Annotated in this window: 18 protein-coding genes; 13 read left to right on the top strand and 5 right to left on the bottom strand. The window is 68.8% G+C overall.

The window, feature by feature from the left end:
• The first annotated feature begins 57 nt into the window (after positions 1-57).
• The 6 genes from E4P24_RS17880 (at position 58) to E4P24_RS17855 (ending at position 6,917) form a co-directional block, all read left to right on the top strand.
• Complete coding sequence (locus E4P24_RS17880) at positions 58-1,110, top strand: Gfo/Idh/MocA family protein (protein WP_115891586.1); 1,053 nt, start codon at positions 58-60, stop codon at positions 1,108-1,110.
• A gap of 92 nt (positions 1,111-1,202) precedes the next feature.
• A complete protein-coding gene (locus tag E4P24_RS17875; protein ID WP_115891587.1) occupies positions 1,203-2,444 on the top strand; it encodes a mandelate racemase/muconate lactonizing enzyme family protein in 1,242 nt (413 codons plus the stop codon).
• 99 nt (positions 2,445-2,543) lie between these two features.
• Complete coding sequence (locus E4P24_RS17870) at positions 2,544-3,680, top strand: mandelate racemase/muconate lactonizing enzyme family protein (RefSeq protein ID WP_188148974.1); 1,137 nt, start codon at positions 2,544-2,546, stop codon at positions 3,678-3,680.
• A 123-nt stretch (positions 3,681-3,803) separates the two neighbouring features.
• A complete protein-coding gene (locus tag E4P24_RS17865) occupies positions 3,804-4,253 on the top strand; it encodes a universal stress protein (protein ID WP_004041197.1) in 450 nt (149 codons plus the stop codon).
• A gap of 63 nt (positions 4,254-4,316) precedes the next feature.
• Positions 4,317-5,750, top strand: coding sequence for a hydrolytic enzyme lplD (locus E4P24_RS17860; protein ID WP_008608596.1), 1,434 nt, complete (start codon positions 4,317-4,319; stop codon positions 5,748-5,750).
• Positions 5,751-5,834: 84 nt separating this feature from the next.
• Positions 5,835-6,917 carry an LLM class flavin-dependent oxidoreductase gene (locus tag E4P24_RS17855; RefSeq protein ID WP_188148973.1) on the top strand — a complete coding sequence of 361 codons (1,083 nt, stop codon included), beginning with the start codon at positions 5,835-5,837 and terminating at the stop codon, positions 6,915-6,917.
• Between the two features lie 57 nt (positions 6,918-6,974).
• On the opposite strand, the gene E4P24_RS17850 is transcribed toward E4P24_RS17855, so the two are convergent.
• The 3 genes from E4P24_RS17850 to E4P24_RS17840 form a co-directional block, all read right to left on the bottom strand.
• On the bottom strand, positions 6,975-7,220 hold the full coding sequence (locus E4P24_RS17850) for a hypothetical protein (protein WP_115861406.1): 246 nt from the start codon (positions 7,218-7,220) through the stop codon (positions 6,975-6,977).
• A gap of 70 nt (positions 7,221-7,290) precedes the next feature.
• On the bottom strand, positions 7,291-7,944 hold the full coding sequence (locus tag E4P24_RS17845; protein ID WP_115803625.1) for a ThuA domain-containing protein: 654 nt from the start codon (positions 7,942-7,944) through the stop codon (positions 7,291-7,293).
• Positions 7,945-8,044: 100 nt separating this feature from the next.
• A complete protein-coding gene (locus E4P24_RS17840) occupies positions 8,045-8,728 on the bottom strand; it encodes a carbohydrate-binding family 9-like protein (RefSeq protein WP_115803626.1) in 684 nt (227 codons plus the stop codon).
• 86 nt (positions 8,729-8,814) lie between these two features.
• Between E4P24_RS17840 and E4P24_RS17835 the strand changes: the two genes are divergently transcribed.
• The 6 genes from E4P24_RS17835 to E4P24_RS17810 all read left to right on the top strand — a co-directional run bounded on the left by E4P24_RS17835 (position 8,815) and on the right by E4P24_RS17810 (position 15,223).
• Complete coding sequence (locus E4P24_RS17835) at positions 8,815-10,005, top strand: UxaA family hydrolase (RefSeq protein ID WP_115861404.1); 1,191 nt, start codon at positions 8,815-8,817, stop codon at positions 10,003-10,005.
• On the top strand, positions 10,002-10,313 hold the full coding sequence (locus E4P24_RS17830; protein ID WP_008612426.1) for a UxaA family hydrolase: 312 nt from the start codon (positions 10,002-10,004) through the stop codon (positions 10,311-10,313). Before E4P24_RS17835 ends, E4P24_RS17830 begins: the two co-directional genes overlap by 4 nt.
• The gene (locus E4P24_RS17825) at positions 10,310-11,524 is read left to right on the top strand and encodes a UxaA family hydrolase (protein WP_115803629.1); all 1,215 of its coding nucleotides are present in this window, start codon (positions 10,310-10,312) and stop codon (positions 11,522-11,524) included. Before E4P24_RS17830 ends, E4P24_RS17825 begins: the two co-directional genes overlap by 4 nt.
• Before the next feature lie 147 nt (positions 11,525-11,671).
• The gene (locus E4P24_RS17820) at positions 11,672-12,856 is read left to right on the top strand and encodes an MFS transporter (protein WP_315851354.1); all 1,185 of its coding nucleotides are present in this window, start codon (positions 11,672-11,674) and stop codon (positions 12,854-12,856) included.
• Between the two features lie 132 nt (positions 12,857-12,988).
• Positions 12,989-14,023, top strand: a complete 1,035-nt coding sequence (locus tag E4P24_RS17815; protein ID WP_188148972.1) for a Gfo/Idh/MocA family protein — start codon at positions 12,989-12,991, stop codon at positions 14,021-14,023.
• 78 nt (positions 14,024-14,101) lie between these two features.
• Positions 14,102-15,223, top strand: coding sequence for a Gfo/Idh/MocA family protein (locus E4P24_RS17810; protein ID WP_188148971.1), 1,122 nt, complete (start codon positions 14,102-14,104; stop codon positions 15,221-15,223).
• Between the two features lie 137 nt (positions 15,224-15,360).
• Here E4P24_RS17810 and E4P24_RS17805 read toward each other — a convergent pair whose 3' ends face one another.
• Both E4P24_RS17805 and E4P24_RS17800 read right to left on the bottom strand, forming a co-directional pair.
• The gene (locus E4P24_RS17805; RefSeq protein ID WP_115861398.1) at positions 15,361-16,476 is read right to left on the bottom strand and encodes an ABC transporter ATP-binding protein; all 1,116 of its coding nucleotides are present in this window, start codon (positions 16,474-16,476) and stop codon (positions 15,361-15,363) included.
• Positions 16,473-17,534, bottom strand: coding sequence for an ABC transporter ATP-binding protein (locus tag E4P24_RS17800; protein ID WP_004041211.1), 1,062 nt, complete (start codon positions 17,532-17,534; stop codon positions 16,473-16,475). The genes E4P24_RS17805 and E4P24_RS17800 overlap by 4 nt, the downstream gene beginning before the upstream one ends.
• A 215-nt stretch (positions 17,535-17,749) precedes the next feature.
• Here E4P24_RS17800 and E4P24_RS17795 point away from each other — a divergent pair, with 215 nt between their 5' ends.
• Positions 17,750-17,968 (top strand): hypothetical protein, encoded by a 219-nt coding sequence (locus E4P24_RS17795; protein ID WP_115803634.1) that lies wholly within the window; start codon positions 17,750-17,752, stop codon positions 17,966-17,968.
• Positions 17,969-18,081 lie beyond the last annotated feature (113 nt).

The raw sequence follows: 18,081 nt of genomic DNA, 5'->3' as shown, positions 1-18,081 counted from the left end.
GTCGCGCGCCCGACGACCGTCACAACAGTTATCTGCCCTATCTCTGTAATCGCATCCATGCCGCGTCAGACAGACCCGTCTCCAATCGCCGTCGGCGTCGTCGGCCTCGGTAGCCTCGGTCGTCGGCTCTGCCAACAGTTCGTCGAACTCCCCCGGTCGGACCTCGTCGCCATCTCCGACGTGGACCCCGACGGCCTCACCGAGGTCGGTGACTCCTTCGACGTTCCCGAGGCGCACCGCTACCGGTCGTTCGAGGCGTTCCTCGACTCGGCCCCGATGGACGCCGTCGCCGTCGCGACGCCCAACGGCCTCCACTACGAACAGACCTCGGCCGTGTTGGACCGCGGCCTGCACGTCCTCTGCGAGAAGCCGCTCGCGACCGACGCCGAGGAGGCCTACGAACTCACGACCCGCGCCGAGGCGAGCGACCAAACCGTGATGGTCGGCTACCAGCGACACTTCAATCCGGCCTACAAGCGCGCCCGCGACGAGTGGGCCGACGGCGACCGCGTCCCGCGCTTTATCACCGGCGAGGTGACTCACGACTGGCAGTCCTACTACGAGAAGGAAGACGACTGGCGGATGAGCCCCGAGTTGAGCGGCGGCGGCCACCTCCTGAACGTCGGCACGCACGTCATCGACGCCATCCTCTGGACGACCGGCCTCACGCCCACGCACGTCAACGCCTACGTGGACTTCCACGACGACGAGCAGGTGTTCGACCGCCAGTCCTCCATCATTATCGAGTTCGCGGAGGGAGCGGTTGCGAACGTCTCCGACACGGGCGTCGTCGCGCGGACCCGCGAGCACGTCCACATCTGGGACGACGAGGGCGCGATATACCTCGAAGGCCACGAGTGGGACGACCGCACCGGCTACGTCATCGACGACGAGGGGACCGAACACCACCCCTACGACGGCTACGAGCGGTGGCTGAGCAAGGGAACCGCGTTCCTCGACGCCATCGAGACCGGCGAGACGCCGCCCGCGACCGCCCGCGACGGCCTCAAGGCGGTGCTCATCACCATGGCGGCCTACGAGTCGGGCCGGCGCAACGAGCGCGTCGCCCTCGACGACCTCTACCCGTTCGCCGCCGACGTCTTCCAGTAGCGCGCCGCCTTTCTCTCCCGGTTGTCTCCGCTCCCTCCCCGAGTCCCGCTTGCGAGGCGGAGTTTTATCGTGATGGCCGAGTCTGTTGAGATATGCGAATCGCGACTATCAGCGGCTACGCTCTCTCGTCACCCATCGAACCGCCGCAGGACCGCCCCTTCCACGGTGGCACCCGTCGCCTCCTCAAACGCGACGTGGTGCTCGTCGTCGTCGAGTCGGCCGACGGCACCCGCGGCATCGCCACCGCGGGCGCGAGCAGTTCCGCGATGCGGGAGTACTTCGAGGGCGACTCGCAGGGGACCTTCGCGGACGTGGTAAACGGTGCGGTCGCCGACGCGCTCGAAGGCGAGCCAATCGAGGAAGTCGAAGACGCCCACGCGATACTCCGCGACACCGACCTGCCCGACCGACTCCGCCACGAGGCTATTTCGGCGCTCGACGTGGCGCTGTACGACATCCGCGGGAAGCAGGTCGGCGCGCCCATCTACGAACTGCTCGCCGACGACTACGGCACCGACCCGACGACGGAGATGCCCCTGTACGCGAGCGCCGGGATGTACATGGAACCCGAGGGCTACGCCGAACAGGCGGCGACCATCCGCGACCTCGGCTTCTTCGGCTACAAGTACCGACCGGGCATCGGTCCCGACGGGGACCGCCGGACTATCGAACTACTCTCCGAAATTGCGGGCGACATGAAAGTGATGCTCGACGTGCACACGTGGTGGAAGATTCGCGACGGCTACGACCGCGAGACGGTCGAGGACCTCGTCACCTTCGCCGCCGAGCGGGACTGCTACTGGGTCGAAGAGCCGGTCTCGCCGGACGACCACGCGGGCTACGTCGACCTCGCGGCGACGGGCGCGCCGCTGGCCGGCGGCGAGAGCGAACCGACGCCAGACGGACTCGTCGCGCTCGGTGAGACGGGTGCGGTGGCCTTCCTCCAGGGCGACGTTCGCCACCACTGCGGCTACACCGGCTGTCGTCCCGCGGTCGAGTCCTGCGTCGGCCGCGACGTGGAGTTCGTCCCGCACAACTTCGGGACGTGGGTCGGCCTGCTGGCGAACGCGCACCTCGTCGCGGCCGCGCCCGAGGTGTCGCTTCTCGAATATCCGGTCTTCGAGGACGACCCGCTCCTCGACGCCGACACCGACCTCGGCATGTACCCCTTCGACCTCGCGTTCGACATCATCGAGGGTCAACCCACCGTCGAGGACGGCGTCCTCTCGCTGTCCGACGCGCCGGGGCTTGGCGTCGAGGTGAACCTCGACGTGCTCGACGACTACCCCTTCGAGGAGGGGCCGTGGACCGAGTTCCACTACGACGGGGACTGAGCCGGCGATTCGAAGGTTCTTCGTCGCTCTCGTCTCGTCCGCCGCGCCGCGTTCGCCGTCTGCACAAGCTATAATGCGTCTCTCCGTGGTACACTTTTCATGCACGTAACCGACATCGAAGTCATCCCGATATCGCACCGCCTGCCCGACGGGCAGGGCCTCGGCGACGCGCGCGGGTTCGGCCACGACAGGGCGACGACGCTCATCCGCGTCGACACCGACACCGGCGAGGTCGGCTGGGGCGAGGCGTTCGCGCCGGGGAGCGTCGTCGCGCCCGTCGTCGACGAGTTTTTCCGCGACGACGTGGTCGGGATGGACCCCTTCGACGTGCGGCGGCTCGCCGAGGAGTCGTACACTGACCCGTACCACTTCGGCGGGAGCGTCTTCGTCCAGAGCGCCCTCAGCGGCATCGACGTGGCGCTGTGGGACCTCGTCGGCAAGGCGACCGGCAAACCCGTCCACCGCCTCCTCGGCGGGACGCCCCGCGAGACGCTCACGGCCTACGCCTCGACGATGTACTTCACCGAGGCGGACCGCGACATCGCCGCGCCGATTCGAGACGCCGTCGACGAGGGCTTCTCGGCGGCCAAGATAAAAATCGGCACCGGCACGGACTCCGACGTGGAGCGGGTTCGAACCGCCCGCCAACTCCTCGGCGACGACGCGCGACTGATGGTCGACATCAACGGGAACTACCGGCCGCGACAGGCGATTCGAACCGCGAAGGCCATCGATGAGTTCGACATCACGTGGATGGAAGAGCCCGTCCCGCCGGAGAACCTCTCGGGCTACCGCGAGGTCAAACGCGGCGTCGACGTGCCCCTCGCGGCCGGCGAGGCGCACTACGGCCGCTTCGAGTTCAAGCGTCTCGTGGACGACCGGACGGTCGACGTGGTCCAGCCCAATCTCGGTCGGTGCGGCGGGCTCTCGGAGGCGAGTCGCATCGCCGACCTCGCCAGCACGGAGAACGTGGCGGTCCGGCCGCACGTCTGGAACAGCGCTGTCGGCCTCGCCGCGGCGGTCCAGTTCGCGGCCTCGGTCTCGGACTACCCGCACACGCGGCACGTCCCGGACCCGATGATGGTCGAGTTCGACCGGAGCGAGAACCCGCTCCGCGACGAGATTCTCAAGTCGCCGTTCGACCCGACCGGCGGCGAAGTGGACGTGCCACAGGGCCCCGGACTGGGCGTCGACATCGACGAAGACGCGCTTGAGCGGTACCGCGCCGACAACTGAGTCGGGCCGTTCGCCCGCTCGTCTCCTTCCTCACCGCGCCGCCGAACCGACCCCGCGCTGTTCCGACTCGCGGGATAGTTTTATGCGTCAAAGCACCGTGGCACCGGTATGCAGTCATCGCTAGTGGTAGTCGACAGTACGGACTCCAACGAGCGCCTCCTCGCCGAGGCGGGGCAAATCGCGGCCGGCACGGACACGCCGCTCGTACTCCTCACGCGGATCACCGAGGACGAAATCGTCGAGAACGCCGAGACGTTGCAGGCGATGAGCGACGCCGCCAACACGCCGCTGGAGTCGAACTCCGCGCGGGAGGTCGCCACCCGATTCGCGTCGCAGGCAGCGGACGAGGCGTTCGAGTCGGTGGACGGAACCGTCGAGTACGACGCCGTCACCGTCGTGGCCGAGGAGGGCGAGTTCGCGGACGAGGTGATTCGCGTCGCCGCCGAGCGCGGCTGTGACCACGTCTACGTCGCCGGCCGACAGCGCTCGCCGACCGGAAAGGCGCTGTTCGGGGACACCGCACAGCGCGTCGTCCTCAACTTCGACGGACCGGTCACCATCCTGACCGAGTGACGGAGCATCCGGACCCCCCGAAACGACAGCTATTTGCGACCCTGACTCGTCATATGTTATCACATGTATCAGCTGTCGGAGCAGGCGGAGCCTGTACCGTCGGGTTCGTCCCGAACCATCGACATCGGCTACATCGGCGGCGGGAGTCAGGGGTGGGCCCACACGCTCATCAACGACCTCGCGCAGTGTCCTGACCTCGCGGGGAGCGTCACGCTGTACGACGTGAACTACGAGATGGCGTCGAAGAACGCTCTCCTCGGCAACCGCGTGATGGACCGCGAGGAGGCGGCCGGTGACTGGTCGTTCGAGGCGACCCGGAGCATGGACAAGGCGCTCGACGGGGCCGACTTCGTCATCTGTTCGATTCAGGACCCGCCGGGCGAGACATTCGTCCACGACATCGACGTGCCGCAGGAGTACGGCATCTATCAGACGGTCGCCGACACCGTCGGTCCCGGCGGGGCGATTCGGGCGCTGCGCGCGATTCCGCAGTACCGCGACATCGCCGCGACGGTCCGCGAGCGCTGCCCGGACGCGTGGGTTATCAACTACACCAACCCGATGACGGTCTGCACGCGGGCGCTCTACGAGGAATTCCCCGACATCAACGCCATCGGGCTCTGCCACGAGGTGTTCAAGACGCAGGAGCTGTTTGCCGACATGGCGGAGCGCTACATCGACGAGGCGGAGGACGTCGCCCGCGACGAGATTCGAGTGAACGTCAAGGGCGTCAACCACTTCACGTGGGTCGACGAGGCGCGGTGGCGCGACCGCGACGTGTTCCAGTACCTCGACGAGGAACTCGACCGCCGGAAGCCGCTTTTCGACCGCGACCCGGGCGACCTCGACGGCGAGTCCTACTGGGTGAACAACGAGGCGGTCGCCTTCGACCTCTACGACCGCTTCGGCGTCCTCGGCGCGGCGGGCGACCGTCACCTCGTGGAGTTCGTCCCGTGGTATCTGAGCATCGACGAACCGGAGGAAATCCAGCGCTACGGCATCCGACTCACGCCGAGTTCGGCCCGCGTCTCCGACGACGAGGGTCCGGACGAGATGGAGCGCTACCTCGAAGGCGACGCGGCGTTCGAGTTCCGCGAGTCCGGCGAGGAGGCGGTCGACATCATGCGGGCGCTCTCCGGCGAGGGGACGTTCGTCACGCACCTCAACTACCCCAACGAGGGGCAGGTCGACGGTCTCCCCGAGGGCGCGGTGGTGGAGACGAACGCGCTCCTCTCCGGCGACGACGTGACGCCCCTCTGTGCGGGCGGCCTGCCCGACGAGGTCGAGAGCATGGTGCAAACCCACGTCACGAATCAGGAGACGCTCGTCCGCGCGGGCTTCGAGGGCGACCTCGACCTCGCGTTTCAGGCGTTCCTCAACGAACCGCTCGTCACCGTCTCGCGCGACGAGGCACAGGAGTTGTTCGCGAAACTCGTCGAACTGGAGCGGGAGTACTTCACGGACTACGACCTCGACGCGTCGGTCCTGCGGGCGTAAGTCGGCGTTTCGACCCCCCGCGAACACGTCACTTCCCCGCTTTCGGGGGCAGCTATTTATCCCGCCGTTCAGTCGGTACACGCGATGTCGAGCACACCGAGCCGCGGCTTGAGCTTCGGCTGTCAAGTGGTCAGCTACGGAAACGTCGAGGAAACCATCCAGCGAGCGGTCCGAGCCGAGACGGCCGGGTTCGACACCGTCACCGTCCCGGACCACCTGTTTCACCCGACCGGCTCCGAGGAGTATCTGGTGGACCCGCCGTGGGAGGCGTTCTCCGTCCTCGGGGCGATAGCCCAGCGCACCGAGGAAGTGACTCTCATGCCCGGCGTCGCAGACTCGGTGCGCCGCCACCCGACCGAACTCGCGCACGTCACGGCCACGCTGGACCGGATGACGGACGGTCGCGCCGGTCTCGGCATCGGGGCCGGCGAGGCGTTCAACTTCGCGCCGGTTGCGGACATCGACTGGGACGACCCGTACACCCGGTTCAGGGAGTGCGTCGCCGTCATCGACGGCCTGTGGAACTCGACGGCCGACGAGCCGTTTTCCTTCGCGGGCGACTACTTCGACCTCGACGACGCGCACATGGGGCTGAAGCCCGTACGGGAGCCGCGGCCGCCGCTCTGGATAGGCGGCTACGGCGAGAGCATGCGCGGCCTGACGGGCGCGGTCGCTGACGGCTGGTTCCCGTGGATTTACTCGCCCGACGAGTACGCGGCCGACCTGCGGAAAGTCCTCGACGTGGCCGCGGACCGCGGCCGCGACCCCGATGCCATCGACCGCGCCGTCATGGTCCCGACGACGGTCTCCGACGACGGCGACGAGGCCCGCGCGGCCGGTATCGAGCGCAACCGCGTGAACCTCGCGCTCCGGCCGCCGCTCCTCGCCGACATGGGCTACGAGGATATCGCGGCGTCGACGCCGGTTATGTGGCAGATGGCGTTCGACGAGCAACAGGAACGGCAACTGTCGGCGGCGGCCGAGCGCATTCCCGACGAGGCTGTTGACGACATCTGCGTCGCCGGCGACCCCGAGCGCGCCATCGAGCGCATCGAGGCGTTCCGCGAGGCGGGCGTCGACAACCTCGTTCTCATCCCCGTCGGTGACTACGAGACGACGATGCGCCACTACGAAGACGAGATTATCCCGTACTTCAGCGAGCGATAGCGGGCGAAGCGGCATCTGAGAACGCTGTTTTCCGGCGGTGCGACTCGGTGAGGTCGGTCACTCCCCCGCGCCGTCGCCGGCAGCGGCCTCCTGTCGGTCGGTCCCGTCGTCCGCTCTGCTCGCGTCGATTCGCGGTTCCACGCCGAACCGGTAGTAGACGGTCCAGACGGCCGCGACGACGGCGACGATGGCGAACAGCATCGGCGACCACTGCATGCCGAACTGCTGGGCCAGCCACATCCCCGAGAGCAGGACGCCGAGGACGAACACGAACACGGTCAGGTCGGCGGCTCGAAGGTTCATGCCCCGACGTTCGGAATCGACCGGGATAAACGTTCACACGGTGACGCCGGCGACGCCGCGGTCGACCCGCTCAGTCGCGGACCAGCCAGCCGACGGCGTTGCGGAGCAGTCGCCGGTAGTCCTCGTTCTCGAAGGCCTCGGCGGTGTGGCCGAGCGACGCGTAACAGACTCGCCCCGAACCGTACTCGCGGACCCACGCGACCGGGTAGTCGGTGAGGTCGGGGTGGGCCATGCGCGCGAGCACGGTCACGTCGTCGTCCACGTCGACCTGATACGGCTCGTCGAACACCTCGAAGCCGCCGACGCCGTCTGTCACGGCGTGGTCGGAGACGATTTCGACGCCGAACGTCGAGCGCTCGGGGTGGGTGAGGAAGTGACCGCCGAGGAGGTCGCGGAGGTCGGGAAACGGCTCGTCGCGTTTGTCGAGGCCGCCGTCGCCGTCGTGGACGTTGATGAGGTCGGCTGCGCAGTGGAGACCGAGGTACGCCCCGCCGTCGCGGACGAACCCGAGGAGGCCGTCCAACTGCTCGTCTGTTAGGGTCGCGTCGGTCAGGTAGTCCACGACGAGGTCGTAGCCCCCGAGGGCGGCGAGGGCGTCCCTGTCTGTCGTCGCGGTCACCGCGGCGGCGTCGCCGATGGCGGACTCGATGTGCGGTCGCATCTCCTCGAAGTCGTGGAACGAGAAGGTCGTCTCTCCGATGACTAACGCTGACGGCTGTCGCATGGGCTGCCGTTCGCGACCCGTGCGAAAAGCCGTTTCGGTGCCACCACCCACCACGGCTTGCGCGGGATAACCACCCGCCTCGCCAACTGGCGACGACCGCTCACTCGAACTCGATGCGCCCGAAGAACTCCGGCGAGTGGTACGTCGGCTCCGGTAGGTCGATGCGGTTCCACGTCCCCTTCTGCGCGTCGGGGAGGCCGCTCCGGTAGAAGTTCCCGCGCCAGACCGCCCCCGAGTCGAGTTCGAGCGGGAGGCCGGTCAGCGACCGGAGCGTCGAAAGCGGGAGCCGCGCCGCGAGCCACCAGGTGTCGTCGTCCGGGGACGCGGTCTTCGTCGGGCCGGAAACTGATGTCTCGACCTCGACGGCCGCCGCGTCGGTCGGTGCGACGAGGTCGCGGCCGATGTCGCGCTCGCGCCAGTTCGGCTCCTGCCACGCGAGTTTGAACGCGCCGCAGCAGTTCGCCTCGAAGTTGCAGTACCGCCCCGGCGAGCCGTCGTCTGGCGGCTCTGGCGTGGCGAACAGTTCGACCGAACTGTCCTCGAACGTCGGCCCGTTCAGTTCCGTCACGTCGGCGGTTATCTCGTCGTCCTCGACGTGGAACTGGAGGTAGAGCGCCGCCGGGTCGAACAGCGCCCTGACCGTCGTCTCCGGGCCGGGTTCGTCGCCCCACGCGTACTCGTCCAGCCGGGCGACGTTCGCCCGCTCCCACACCGTCCCGTCGACCGTCCCGGTCAGCGGGACCGCTCTGGCCGCGTCGATGCGGCTGACCTCGTAGGTTCGCATACGACTCACTCACTCGACCCGCCCGCAAGAGCGTTCCGCCCGCGCCCGACGAAACCACTTTGTCGGGCGCTACCGAATCCCGTGGTATGAGACGAGAGTTCACCGGCTACCGCCGGGAGAGCGGCCGCGTCGGGGTCCGAAACCACGTCGCCGTCCTTCCGACCTCGGTCGCGTCGTCCTGCGTCGCCCGCGGCGTCGCGGCCGAAGCGGGGGCGTGGGCGCGTGCGACGCCGCACCAGATGGGAGCGAGCCAACCGGACGCGGCGCGGAAACAGACCGAGCGAGTGCTGGTCGGCGTCGGACGCAACCCGAACGTCGGCGCGGCGCTCGTCGTCGAGTTCGGAACCGAGGACATCGACGCCGGCGATATCGCCGACCGAATCGCCCGCGACGGGAAGCCGGTAGAGACGCTGTCGGTCCGCGAGGTCGGCGGGGCGGCCGCGGCCCTCCAGCGCGGACGCACCGCCCTCGACTCGCTGAACGAGGCGGTCGCGGACGCCCGCCGCGAGTCGGCCGACGCGAGCGAACTCGTCGTCGGCGTCGAGTGCGGCGGGAGCGACGCCACCTCGGGCATCGCCGCCAACCCCGCCGTCGGCGACGCCTGCGACCGTCTCGTCGCGGCCGGGGGAACCGCCTCGTTCAGCGAGACGCCGGAGTTCATCGGCGCGGAGCACGTCCTCGCGGAGCGATGCGCCGACGAGGAGACCCGCCGTCGACTGCTCGACCGCGTCGAACGACGCGAGGCGACCGCCGACCTGATGGGCGTCGACCTCCGGGGCGCACAGCCCTCGCCCGGCAATCAGGACGGCGGCCTCACGACCATCGAGGAAAAGAGCCTCGGAGCCATCTCGAAGGGCGGCACGACCCCCGTGCGCGGCATCGTCGACTACGCCGAGCGCCTGCCGGTCGGCGGCGGCCTCGTCCTGATGGACACGCCGGGCTACGACGTGGAGAGCGTCGTCGGCAAGGTCGCCGGCGGGGCGCAGATTATCGTCTTCACCACCGGCCGCGGGAGCACCACCGGCAACCCCGTCGCGCCCGTGGTGAAGGTCACGGGCAACCCCCGGACGTGGGAGCGAATGCGGGCGAACGTGGACGTGAACGCCGGGGCAGTGGTCGAGGGCGATGCGACGATTGCCGAGGCGGGCGAGCGCGTCTTCGACGAGGTGCTCGCCGTCGCCGACGGGAAGCGCACCGGGGCCGAGACGCGCCGGATGGAGGAGTTCGCCATCACCGAGGTCCACCCGCGCGAACTCGCGGAGGTGCGTGGCGCGTGAAGGGCCGCGTCCTCGACGGGGCCGCCCTCGTGCTGGCCGACGGCGACAGCGTGGCGACGGCGCTCGGAGACCTCGACGACGGCCGCGAGGTCCGCGACGGAGACCGGACGGTGACGCTCGCGGACGACGTTCCGTTCGGCCACAAGTTCGCCCTCGAACCGCTGTCGGCGGGCGAGGCGGTCCGCAAGTACGGCGAGGTCATCGGGCGGGCCACGGAGGCGGTCGCGGCCGGCGAGTGGGTCCACACGCACAACTGCGAGAGCACCCGCGGCCGCGGCGACGTGGCGGCAACGGAGGCGGAGCGATGACCGAGAACCGCCTCACTGACCGACCCGACCGACCCGACCGAACCGGCCGCGATTCGTTCTCGGGCTCCCGCCGACCCGACGGCCGCCTCGGAATCCGCGACCGGGTGCTCGTCCTCCCGTCGGTCATCTGCTCGCACGTCGTCGCCGAGGAGATAGCCGCTCGCTCGCCGGGCGCGGTGGCCGCGCCCCACGACCACGGCTGCGGGCAACTGGGCGCGGACGCCGAGCAGACCGAACGAACGCTCGTCGGTCTCGCCGGCAACCCCAACGTCGCCGGCACGGTCGTCGTCGGCCTCGGCTGCGAGACGGTCCGCAGCGACGCCGTCGCCGCCGCGGTCGAGGAACGCGGGCTTCCGGTCCGCGAACTCACGATACAGGACGCCGGCGGGACCGACGCCTGCGTCGACCGCGGCGCGGCCGCCGTCGCCGACCTCCGCGAGTCGGCGGCCCCGCAGGAGCCAGCGGAGGCGGACGACTCGACGGCGACGGCCGACGACTCGGCGGCGACGCTCGGGGACCTGACGGTCGGCGTCGTCGTCGACGACCTCGCGGACTCGACCAGACGGCACGCCCACCCGCTGGTCGCCGCGTTCGTCGAGCGAGTCGCGGCGGCCGGCGGGCGGGTCGTCGTCGCCGGCAACGAACGGTTCGCCGCGCACCCCGAGGAGACGCGGGCGCTCGTCGGCGGCGCGGCCGCCGACCGACTGCTCGACGCGGCGGGCAGGCCCGCGAGGGCGACGCGCGTCGGCACGGAGGCGGCGACCCGCGGCTTCGACGCGGCGACGGGGTTCCTCGGTGACGCGCCGGTCACGGGTGTCGTGGCGTACGGCGAGCGGGTCGGAGCCGGGCACGACCGAGGCGACGTGGACGCCGCGAACGGCACGAACGCCGACGGCGGGGTGACGATTCTCGACGCCCCCTCCCGGGTCGAGGAGGCCGCGACCGGCCTCGCCGCCGCGGGCGCGCATCTGGTCCTCCACGTCACGGGACAGGGGACGCCGGCCGGCCATCCCGTCGTCCCGGTGGTGAAACTCTCGGGTGACGCGGACACCCTCGCGGCGGTCCCCGACGACATCGACCTCGACGCTCGCGAGGCCGACGCGGACGACCTCGAATCGCTCCTTCTCGCCGTCGCGGACGGCGACCGAGCCTGCGCCGAGCGACACGGACTCACGGAGTTCGCCATCGCCCGCGCCGGCCCGTCGACCTGACGCACCACCGAGTCCGCTCGCCGGGTCGGACGCGCCGCCTTCCGTCTCGCCAATCTTTATTGGGTGGTAGTGTCACACCCGGTCGTAGTGGGAGTCAATCAGCAGGCTCGACCAGCGAGTCGAGGGCAGCGGAGCGCACTCGCGCTCATCGGCGTCTCGCGCGTCGCGTGCGGGTCGCTTTTCGGCACGGCGATGGCGCTCTACATCGGAGAACAGGGGTCGCCGTTCGCGGTGAGCCTCGCGTACGCGGCGTTCTCCTTCGGACTGTTCGTGTTCGCCCCGGTCTGGGGCGCAATCGCCGACATCACGGGTCGCCGGCGGGCGATACTCATCGGCACCGCGTTCCTCTCGACGCTCGCGGTCGCCCCGTTGACCGTCACCGCGTCGGTCCCGCTCCAAATCGCCTGTCGCGGGCTGTTCGCGGTGTTCACCGCCGGCTTCCAGTCGGTGATTCTGACCATCGTGAGCGAGTCGGGCGGCGAGTCCGGCCGCGGGCGCTCCATCGGCTTTTACAGCAGCGCCCGCTCCTCGGGAGCCATCAGCGGTCGGCTGTTCGTCGGCTATCTCGTCGGCGTGCTCGTCCCGACAGACCTCTATCTCGTCGTCGTCGGCCTCGGACTCGTGGCGACCCTCCTCACGCTCCGCATCAGCGACCCGACGCCGCCGTCGGAGGCGACGCTGACCGCGGGCCGACTCCTGGGGGAAGTCCGCGGCCGACTCCTCCCCGGCGGCGCGCGGCGAGAACTGTTCGAGCGGACCGGACTCGGCTGGCTGTACGTCGGTATCGTCCTCCGGAACATGACCGAGAAGGGGTTCATCTCGGTCGTCCCGGTGTTCCTCGTCGCCGACGTGGGCCTCTCGAACGTCGTGATGGGTGCCGTCCTCGCGGTCAGCCCCGCGGTCCGCGTGGTCTCGATGTACGGCTTCGGCCGCCTGAGCGACAGCATCGGGCGGAAGAAGCTCATCGTCGGCGGTCTCGCCGGCAGCGGCGTGCAGGCGCTCGTCGTGGTGCTCGCGCTCGTCCCCGACGGACAGTTGGCCCGCATCGGTATCAGCAGCACCGCCTTCGTCGTCCACGCGGTGACGTTCTCCATGCTCACCGTGGGCACTATCGCCTTCGTCGCCGACGTGGCCCCCGTCGACCGCGAGTCCGAACTGATGGGCCTTCGCTCGACCGCTCGCGGCCTCGGCGGCGTGCTCGGCCCGCTCGTCGTCGGCGTGCTCGCCACCCGGTTCGACTACGCCACGGCGTTCGTCTGCACCAGCGTCCTCGCGTTCGTCGCCGCCGGACTCGTCGGGCGGACGCTCACCGAGAGCTTCTCGCCCGAGTGAGGCCGCGCGACCGCACGACTGCGCGACCCCGACCCCCGCTCGTAAACGCTTATCACGCCGCCCGCTGACGTTCGAATCGATGACGCCCACAGTCACAGTCACTGCCACTCTCTCGTCCGACGGTGAGCGCCGATGACCGAGACGCCGGTTCGGGTCGGTATCGTCGGCTGTTCGAGCATGGGCCGGTCCCACGCCGAAGCGCTCGCCGCCGTCGACGGCGCGGACCTCGTCGGCTGCGCCGACCACACCGCGGAGACCGCTCGTTCGTTCGGTGAGACATACGGCTGTCCGTCGTACACCGACTACGCCGCCCTGTTAGCCGACGCCGACCTCGACGCCGTCTGCGTCTGCACGCCCAACGGTGCCCACCGCGACATCGTCGTCGACGCCGCGGCAGACGGCATCGACGTGCTCTGCGAGAAGCCGCTGGAAATCACGCCCGACCGTGTCGACGACATGGTCGCCGCCTGCCGCGACGCGGGCGTCACCCTCGCCTGTATCCTCCAACGGCGGCTGTTCCCCACGATGCAGTTCGCCCGCGAGGTGGTCCGCGATGGCCGGCTCGGACGACTCGTGTTCGCCGACGTGCGGGTGAAGTGGCACCGCGACCGCTCGTACTACGACGTGTCTTCGTGGCACGGGAGCGCGGACCTCGACGGCGGCGTCTTGTTCACGCAGGCGCTTCACGGCATCGACCTGCTCCAGTGGGTCGCGGGCGACGTGTCACGGGTCGCGGGCACCGGCGACGCGCTGTACCACGACATCGACGCCCCCGACACGGCCGCGCTCTCCCTCCGATTCGAGGGCGGCGCGCTCGGGCAGGTGTCGGCGACGACGGCGACGCGGCCCCAACAGCCCATCAGCCTCGAATTCAACGGAACCGAGGGGACGCTTCGCGTCACCGAGACGGGCGTCGAACTGTTCGAAGTGAACGGGGAACAACAGCCCGTTGAACTCCCCGAACCCCGCCCCGACGGCCCGCACGTCGCCCAGATACGCGACTTCGTCGCGGCCGTTTCCGAGGGGCGACCGCCGATGGTCTCACCCGCTGCGGCCAGAAAAGGACTGGACATCGCCTTCGCCGCCGAGGTATCGGACAGCCGCGGCGAGTGGGTGTCGGTGTCGTCTATCGGCGGCCGCGGCAACCTCGAAGACGCGGACGACTGAGCGCGCTTCCCTGACCGACGACCCCTTCGCGCCCGCGCCCGGCAACAGCTATTTGGGCCTCTCCCGCGTCGCCCCGGTATGGAGCGCGTGACTCTCGGTATCATCGGTTGTGGAGCCATCAGCGACGTCTACTTCGAGGCGGGGAACCGCTTCGACGCCCTCGACATCGCCGCCTGCGCCGACCTCGACGCGGACCGCGCGGAGTCGAAGGCGGACGAGTACGGCGTGCCTCGCGTCCTCGCGACGGAGGACCTGCTCGCCGACCCCGAAATCGACGTGGCGGTCGTGCTCACTCCGGCGGGAACCCACGGCGACCTCGTGTCGGCCGCGCTTCAGGCGGGCAAACACGCCTACACCGAAAAGCCGCTCGCGGCGACGAAGGCCGAAGGCGAGGCGATTTTGGAGACCGCCGCCGAGCGCGGACTGACCGTCGGCGTCGCGCCCGACACCGTCCTCGGCACCGGCATCCAGACCTGCCGCGACCTCATCGACGAGGGCCGCATCGGCGACCCAGTCGGCGCGACGGCGCTCTGGTCGAACCACGGCCACGAACACTGGCACCCGGACCCCGACGGATTTTACGAGGACGGCGGCGGCCCGCTTTTCGACATGGGGCCGTACTACCTCGCGTCGCTCGTGACGCTCCTCGGCCCGATTCAGTCGGTCGCCGGGACCGCGAACACCCCGTTCGCAGAGCGCGAGATAACGAGCGAACCGCGCCGCGGCGAGCGGATTCCGGTGTCGGTGCCGACCCACGAGACGGCCGTCGTGACCTTCGAAAACGGCGCGACGGGGACGCTCCTCACGAGTTTCGACGTGTGGGAGTCGGAACTGCCGGGGTTCGAGATTTACGGCACCGAGGGGACGCTGAGCGTCACCGACCCCAACCGGTTCGACGGGACGCCTCGCGTCCACCTCAGCGACGACGACGACGGCGAGTGGCGCGAGGTTTCCGTCGAGCGCGACCACCCCGGCCAACAGCGCGGTCTCGGCCTCGTCGACCTCGCGTACTCGCTTCGCTCCGACTGGGACCACCGGACCAGCGGCGACCTCGGGTTCCACGTCCTCGAAGCGATGGACGGCATCCGCGAGTCCGCCGAGGAGGGCGCGTACGTCCAACTCTCGGCGCAGTGCGAGCGCCCGCCGTCGGTCCCCGACGGCTTCCCGACTGATGTCGGTCCGGCGGGCGACGCGGAGTGAACTCGGGAGTGAGCGCAGGCATCGGTGCGGGAGCGAAAACGGGCGTTAGTACGGGAGCGAAAACTGGCATCGGTGCCGGTACCGGTTTCGGTGTTGGTGCCGCCGTCTGAACAGCAGTCTCAATCGAGGTTTCTCTTTCAGTCGGCCGGCTGTTCCGCGTCGTCCGCGACGTCGATGTCGAGGTCGTCGGTGAGCGGCTCGCTGTTCCGGTAGTCGACTCTGTCGTGTGCGTCGAAGCAGGCCGCCTCGTGGCGGTCAGACGGGCCGCCCATGCCGGAGAGGTCCGGCGTGTTCGACGTGCAGTACTCCCGCGCCTCGGGACAGCGGGTGTGGAACCGACAGCCGCTCGGCGGGTTCTCCGGGTCCGGGATGTCGATTTTCCTGACCGGCGGCGTCTCGATGGGGTCGTTTATCTCCGAGAGGCCGGAGGTCGCCCACAGGAGGCTCTTGGTGTACGGATGCTGGGGGTTCTTGATAATCTCGTCCGCCGGGCCGATTTCGACGATGCGGCCGAGGTACATGACGGCGATGCGGCCGTCGGCGCGGCCGGCGAGGTACCGGGCGTTCGCCATGTTGTGCGAGATGAAGACGAACGAGGTGCTGAACATCTCTTGGAGTTCGAGAAGCAGGTCCATCAGGTTCACCCGGAGGCTCACGTCGAGGGCGCTCACGGCCTCGTCGGCGAGGATGAGGTCCGGTTCGAGCAGCATCGACCGGACGATGACGGTCCGCTGGGCCTCCCCGCCGCTCAGTTGGTGGGGATACCGAGACGCGTAGTCGTCCGCGGGGGTGAGTCCGACCGTATCGAGCATCTGGTGGACGAGTTCCCGCCGTTCGACGAGGTTGAGTTCCGGCCGCCACTTCTTCAGCGCCGGGTTGAGGTTCTTGAATATCGTCCGGTTGGGGTCAAGCGAGTTGCCGGCGTCCTGGTGGACCATCTGGAGCGACTTCCGAATCTCCTTGTACGGGATGTCGCCGGCTTCGAGGTCGGACTTCCAGATGTCCTGTCCGCGGAAGCGGACCGTTCCCGAGGTGGGGCGCTGGAGGCCGATCATGGCCTTTCCGAGCGTCGTCTTGCCGCAGCCGGACTCGCCGACGAGCGCGACCACGTCGTTCTCGCCGATGTCGAGCGAGACGTTGTCGACGGCGCGGACGACGCCTTTGTCGTCACCGAGGAAGCGGTCGAGGATGCCCTCGTTGCCGCCGAAGTGGACGCTCAGGTCGTCGACGCGGAGCAGGGGGTCGGCGCTCATTTCGAGACCTCCTTCTTGAGGGGAATCGTCTCGCGGGCCTCGTCCGTGTAGAAGCACGCGGCCCCGTGGTCGTCGGACACCTCCATGAGGTCCGGGTTCGTCGCCCGGCACCGCTCGTCGGCGAGCGGGCATCGGGTGTGGTACGAACAGCCCTTCGGGACGTTCAACGGGTCCGGGCTCGTCCCCTCGATGGACGCCATCTCGTCGAGGTCGGCGTCGATGTCGGGTATCGAGTTGAGGAGCTCCCGCGTGTAGGGGTGGGCGGGGTCCATGACGATGTCCTGCACCGGGCCGAGTTCCAGCAGTTCGAAGGCGTACATCACCGCGAGGCGGTCGGAGATGCGCGCGACGTGGCTCAGGTCGTGCGTCACGATGACGATGGTGAGGTCGTACTCGGCTTTCAGCTCCGAGAGGAGCTTCAGAATCGACTGCTGCATCAGGAGGTCGAGCGCGGCGGTCGGCTCGTCCATCACGAGCACATCGGGGTCGAGGATGAGGCTCAGCGCGATGAGCGCGCGCTGTTTCATCCCGCCCGAAAGCTCGTGGGGGTATGCGTCGAGGACGCGGTCCGGTTCGAGGTGTACGTCGGAGATGAGCTGTCGGGCGCGTTCCATCCCCTCCTGAATGTCGTAGTCGTGCGCTCGGAGCGTCTCGACGAAGTGGTCACCGATGCTGAGCGTCGGGTTGAACGAGTCGAGAGCCCCCTGTACGACCATCGAGACGCGCTCCCAGCGGAACCGGCGAAGCTCCTCTTTGCTCAGCTCGTTGACCTTGATGGGCTCGCCCCCCTCCGGCGGGTTGAACACCACGTCGCCGGTGAGCGTCCCCGGGGAGTCGATGGCGTCGAGCATGGAGTCCGCCAGCATCGACTTGCCGGAGCCGGACTCGCCGACGACGCCGAGCACCTCGCCGCGGCGAACGTTTATCGACACGTCGTCGAGGACCCGCGCGTCCCCGCGCTCCATCGCGAACGCGACGCTCGCGTTCGTTATCTCTAAGACGTTGTGCTCGGCAGATGGCTCGTCCCGCGTCTTCCGTTTGGTGTGTTGCGTCGCCATGGTCAGTCCCTCTCGTCGGTTCGTACGGCGGGCGAGCGACCCCGCCCGTTACGCGTGCCTATCGTCAACATGTGACCGTAGTGGGAAACTATCATGTTCAATCCTACTTAACACTTTCCGCCGGCGCAGTCGTCGCGTGCCGATTCCGTGGGCTTCGGGTAGTTCGACCCGCGATACCGGCAAACTATAAGTTCGTCCGCGATGTCCGTGCTGACATGGCGCAAGCGCAGACGCGACAGAACGTCCTGTGGACAGTTCGCTCCAAATTCGGCGGTATCACCTCGGCGGTGATTCTCATCGGCGCGCTGTTGATTCTCCTGGGCGCGGTCCTCCAGACCGGCGTCTGGGCGGGAATGTTCGGAATAATCGGCGGATTGCTGGTGTTCGTGGCCGTCGCGTTCCGGGTCCTTATCTGGGCGTACCGGCTGGTCTGATCACATCATGGTGAACCCGTAGTACACCCCGACGAGCAGGAGTACGAGTATCACGAGGCCGAGCAGGTACCGCGTCGTATTTCCTTCTTTCTCCACTTTCATGGTTGAAGTCC

Source organism: Haloferax sp. AS1 (genome assembly GCF_014530665.1).
Lineage (GTDB): Archaea > Halobacteriota > Halobacteria > Halobacteriales > Haloferacaceae > Haloferax > Haloferax volcanii.
The sequence above is the reverse complement of the archived record's forward strand: the minus strand, read 5'-3'. Positions and strand labels throughout refer to the sequence as shown.

Excerpts from the sequence above, each read along its gene's own strand:
- E4P24_RS17835 (WP_115861404.1), top strand. The coding sequence starts at position 8,815 with ATGAGACGAGAGTTCACCGGCTACCGCCGGGAGAGCGGCCGCGTCGGG.
- E4P24_RS17855 (WP_188148973.1), top strand. The coding sequence starts at position 5,835 with ATGTCGAGCACACCGAGCCGCGGCTTGAGCTTCGGCTGTCAAGTGGTC.
- E4P24_RS17800 (WP_004041211.1), bottom strand. The coding sequence starts at position 17,534 with ATGGCGACGCAACACACCAAACGGAAGACGCGGGACGAGCCATCTGCC.
- E4P24_RS17850 (WP_115861406.1), bottom strand. The coding sequence starts at position 7,220 with ATGAACCTTCGAGCCGCCGACCTGACCGTGTTCGTGTTCGTCCTCGGC.
- E4P24_RS17795 (WP_115803634.1), top strand. The coding sequence starts at position 17,750 with ATGGCGCAAGCGCAGACGCGACAGAACGTCCTGTGGACAGTTCGCTCC.
- E4P24_RS17840 (WP_115803626.1), bottom strand. The coding sequence starts at position 8,728 with ATGCGAACCTACGAGGTCAGCCGCATCGACGCGGCCAGAGCGGTCCCG.
- E4P24_RS17875 (WP_115891587.1), top strand. The coding sequence starts at position 1,203 with ATGCGAATCGCGACTATCAGCGGCTACGCTCTCTCGTCACCCATCGAA.
- E4P24_RS17845 (WP_115803625.1), bottom strand. The coding sequence starts at position 7,944 with ATGCGACAGCCGTCAGCGTTAGTCATCGGAGAGACGACCTTCTCGTTC.
- E4P24_RS17860 (WP_008608596.1), top strand. The coding sequence starts at position 4,317 with ATGTATCAGCTGTCGGAGCAGGCGGAGCCTGTACCGTCGGGTTCGTCC.
- E4P24_RS17810 (WP_188148971.1), top strand. The coding sequence starts at position 14,102 with ATGGAGCGCGTGACTCTCGGTATCATCGGTTGTGGAGCCATCAGCGAC.
- E4P24_RS17805 (WP_115861398.1), bottom strand. The coding sequence starts at position 16,476 with ATGAGCGCCGACCCCCTGCTCCGCGTCGACGACCTGAGCGTCCACTTC.
- E4P24_RS17870 (WP_188148974.1), top strand. The coding sequence starts at position 2,544 with ATGCACGTAACCGACATCGAAGTCATCCCGATATCGCACCGCCTGCCC.
- E4P24_RS17825 (WP_115803629.1), top strand. The coding sequence starts at position 10,310 with ATGACCGAGAACCGCCTCACTGACCGACCCGACCGACCCGACCGAACC.
- E4P24_RS17815 (WP_188148972.1), top strand. The coding sequence starts at position 12,989 with ATGACCGAGACGCCGGTTCGGGTCGGTATCGTCGGCTGTTCGAGCATG.
- E4P24_RS17880 (WP_115891586.1), top strand. The coding sequence starts at position 58 with ATGCCGCGTCAGACAGACCCGTCTCCAATCGCCGTCGGCGTCGTCGGC.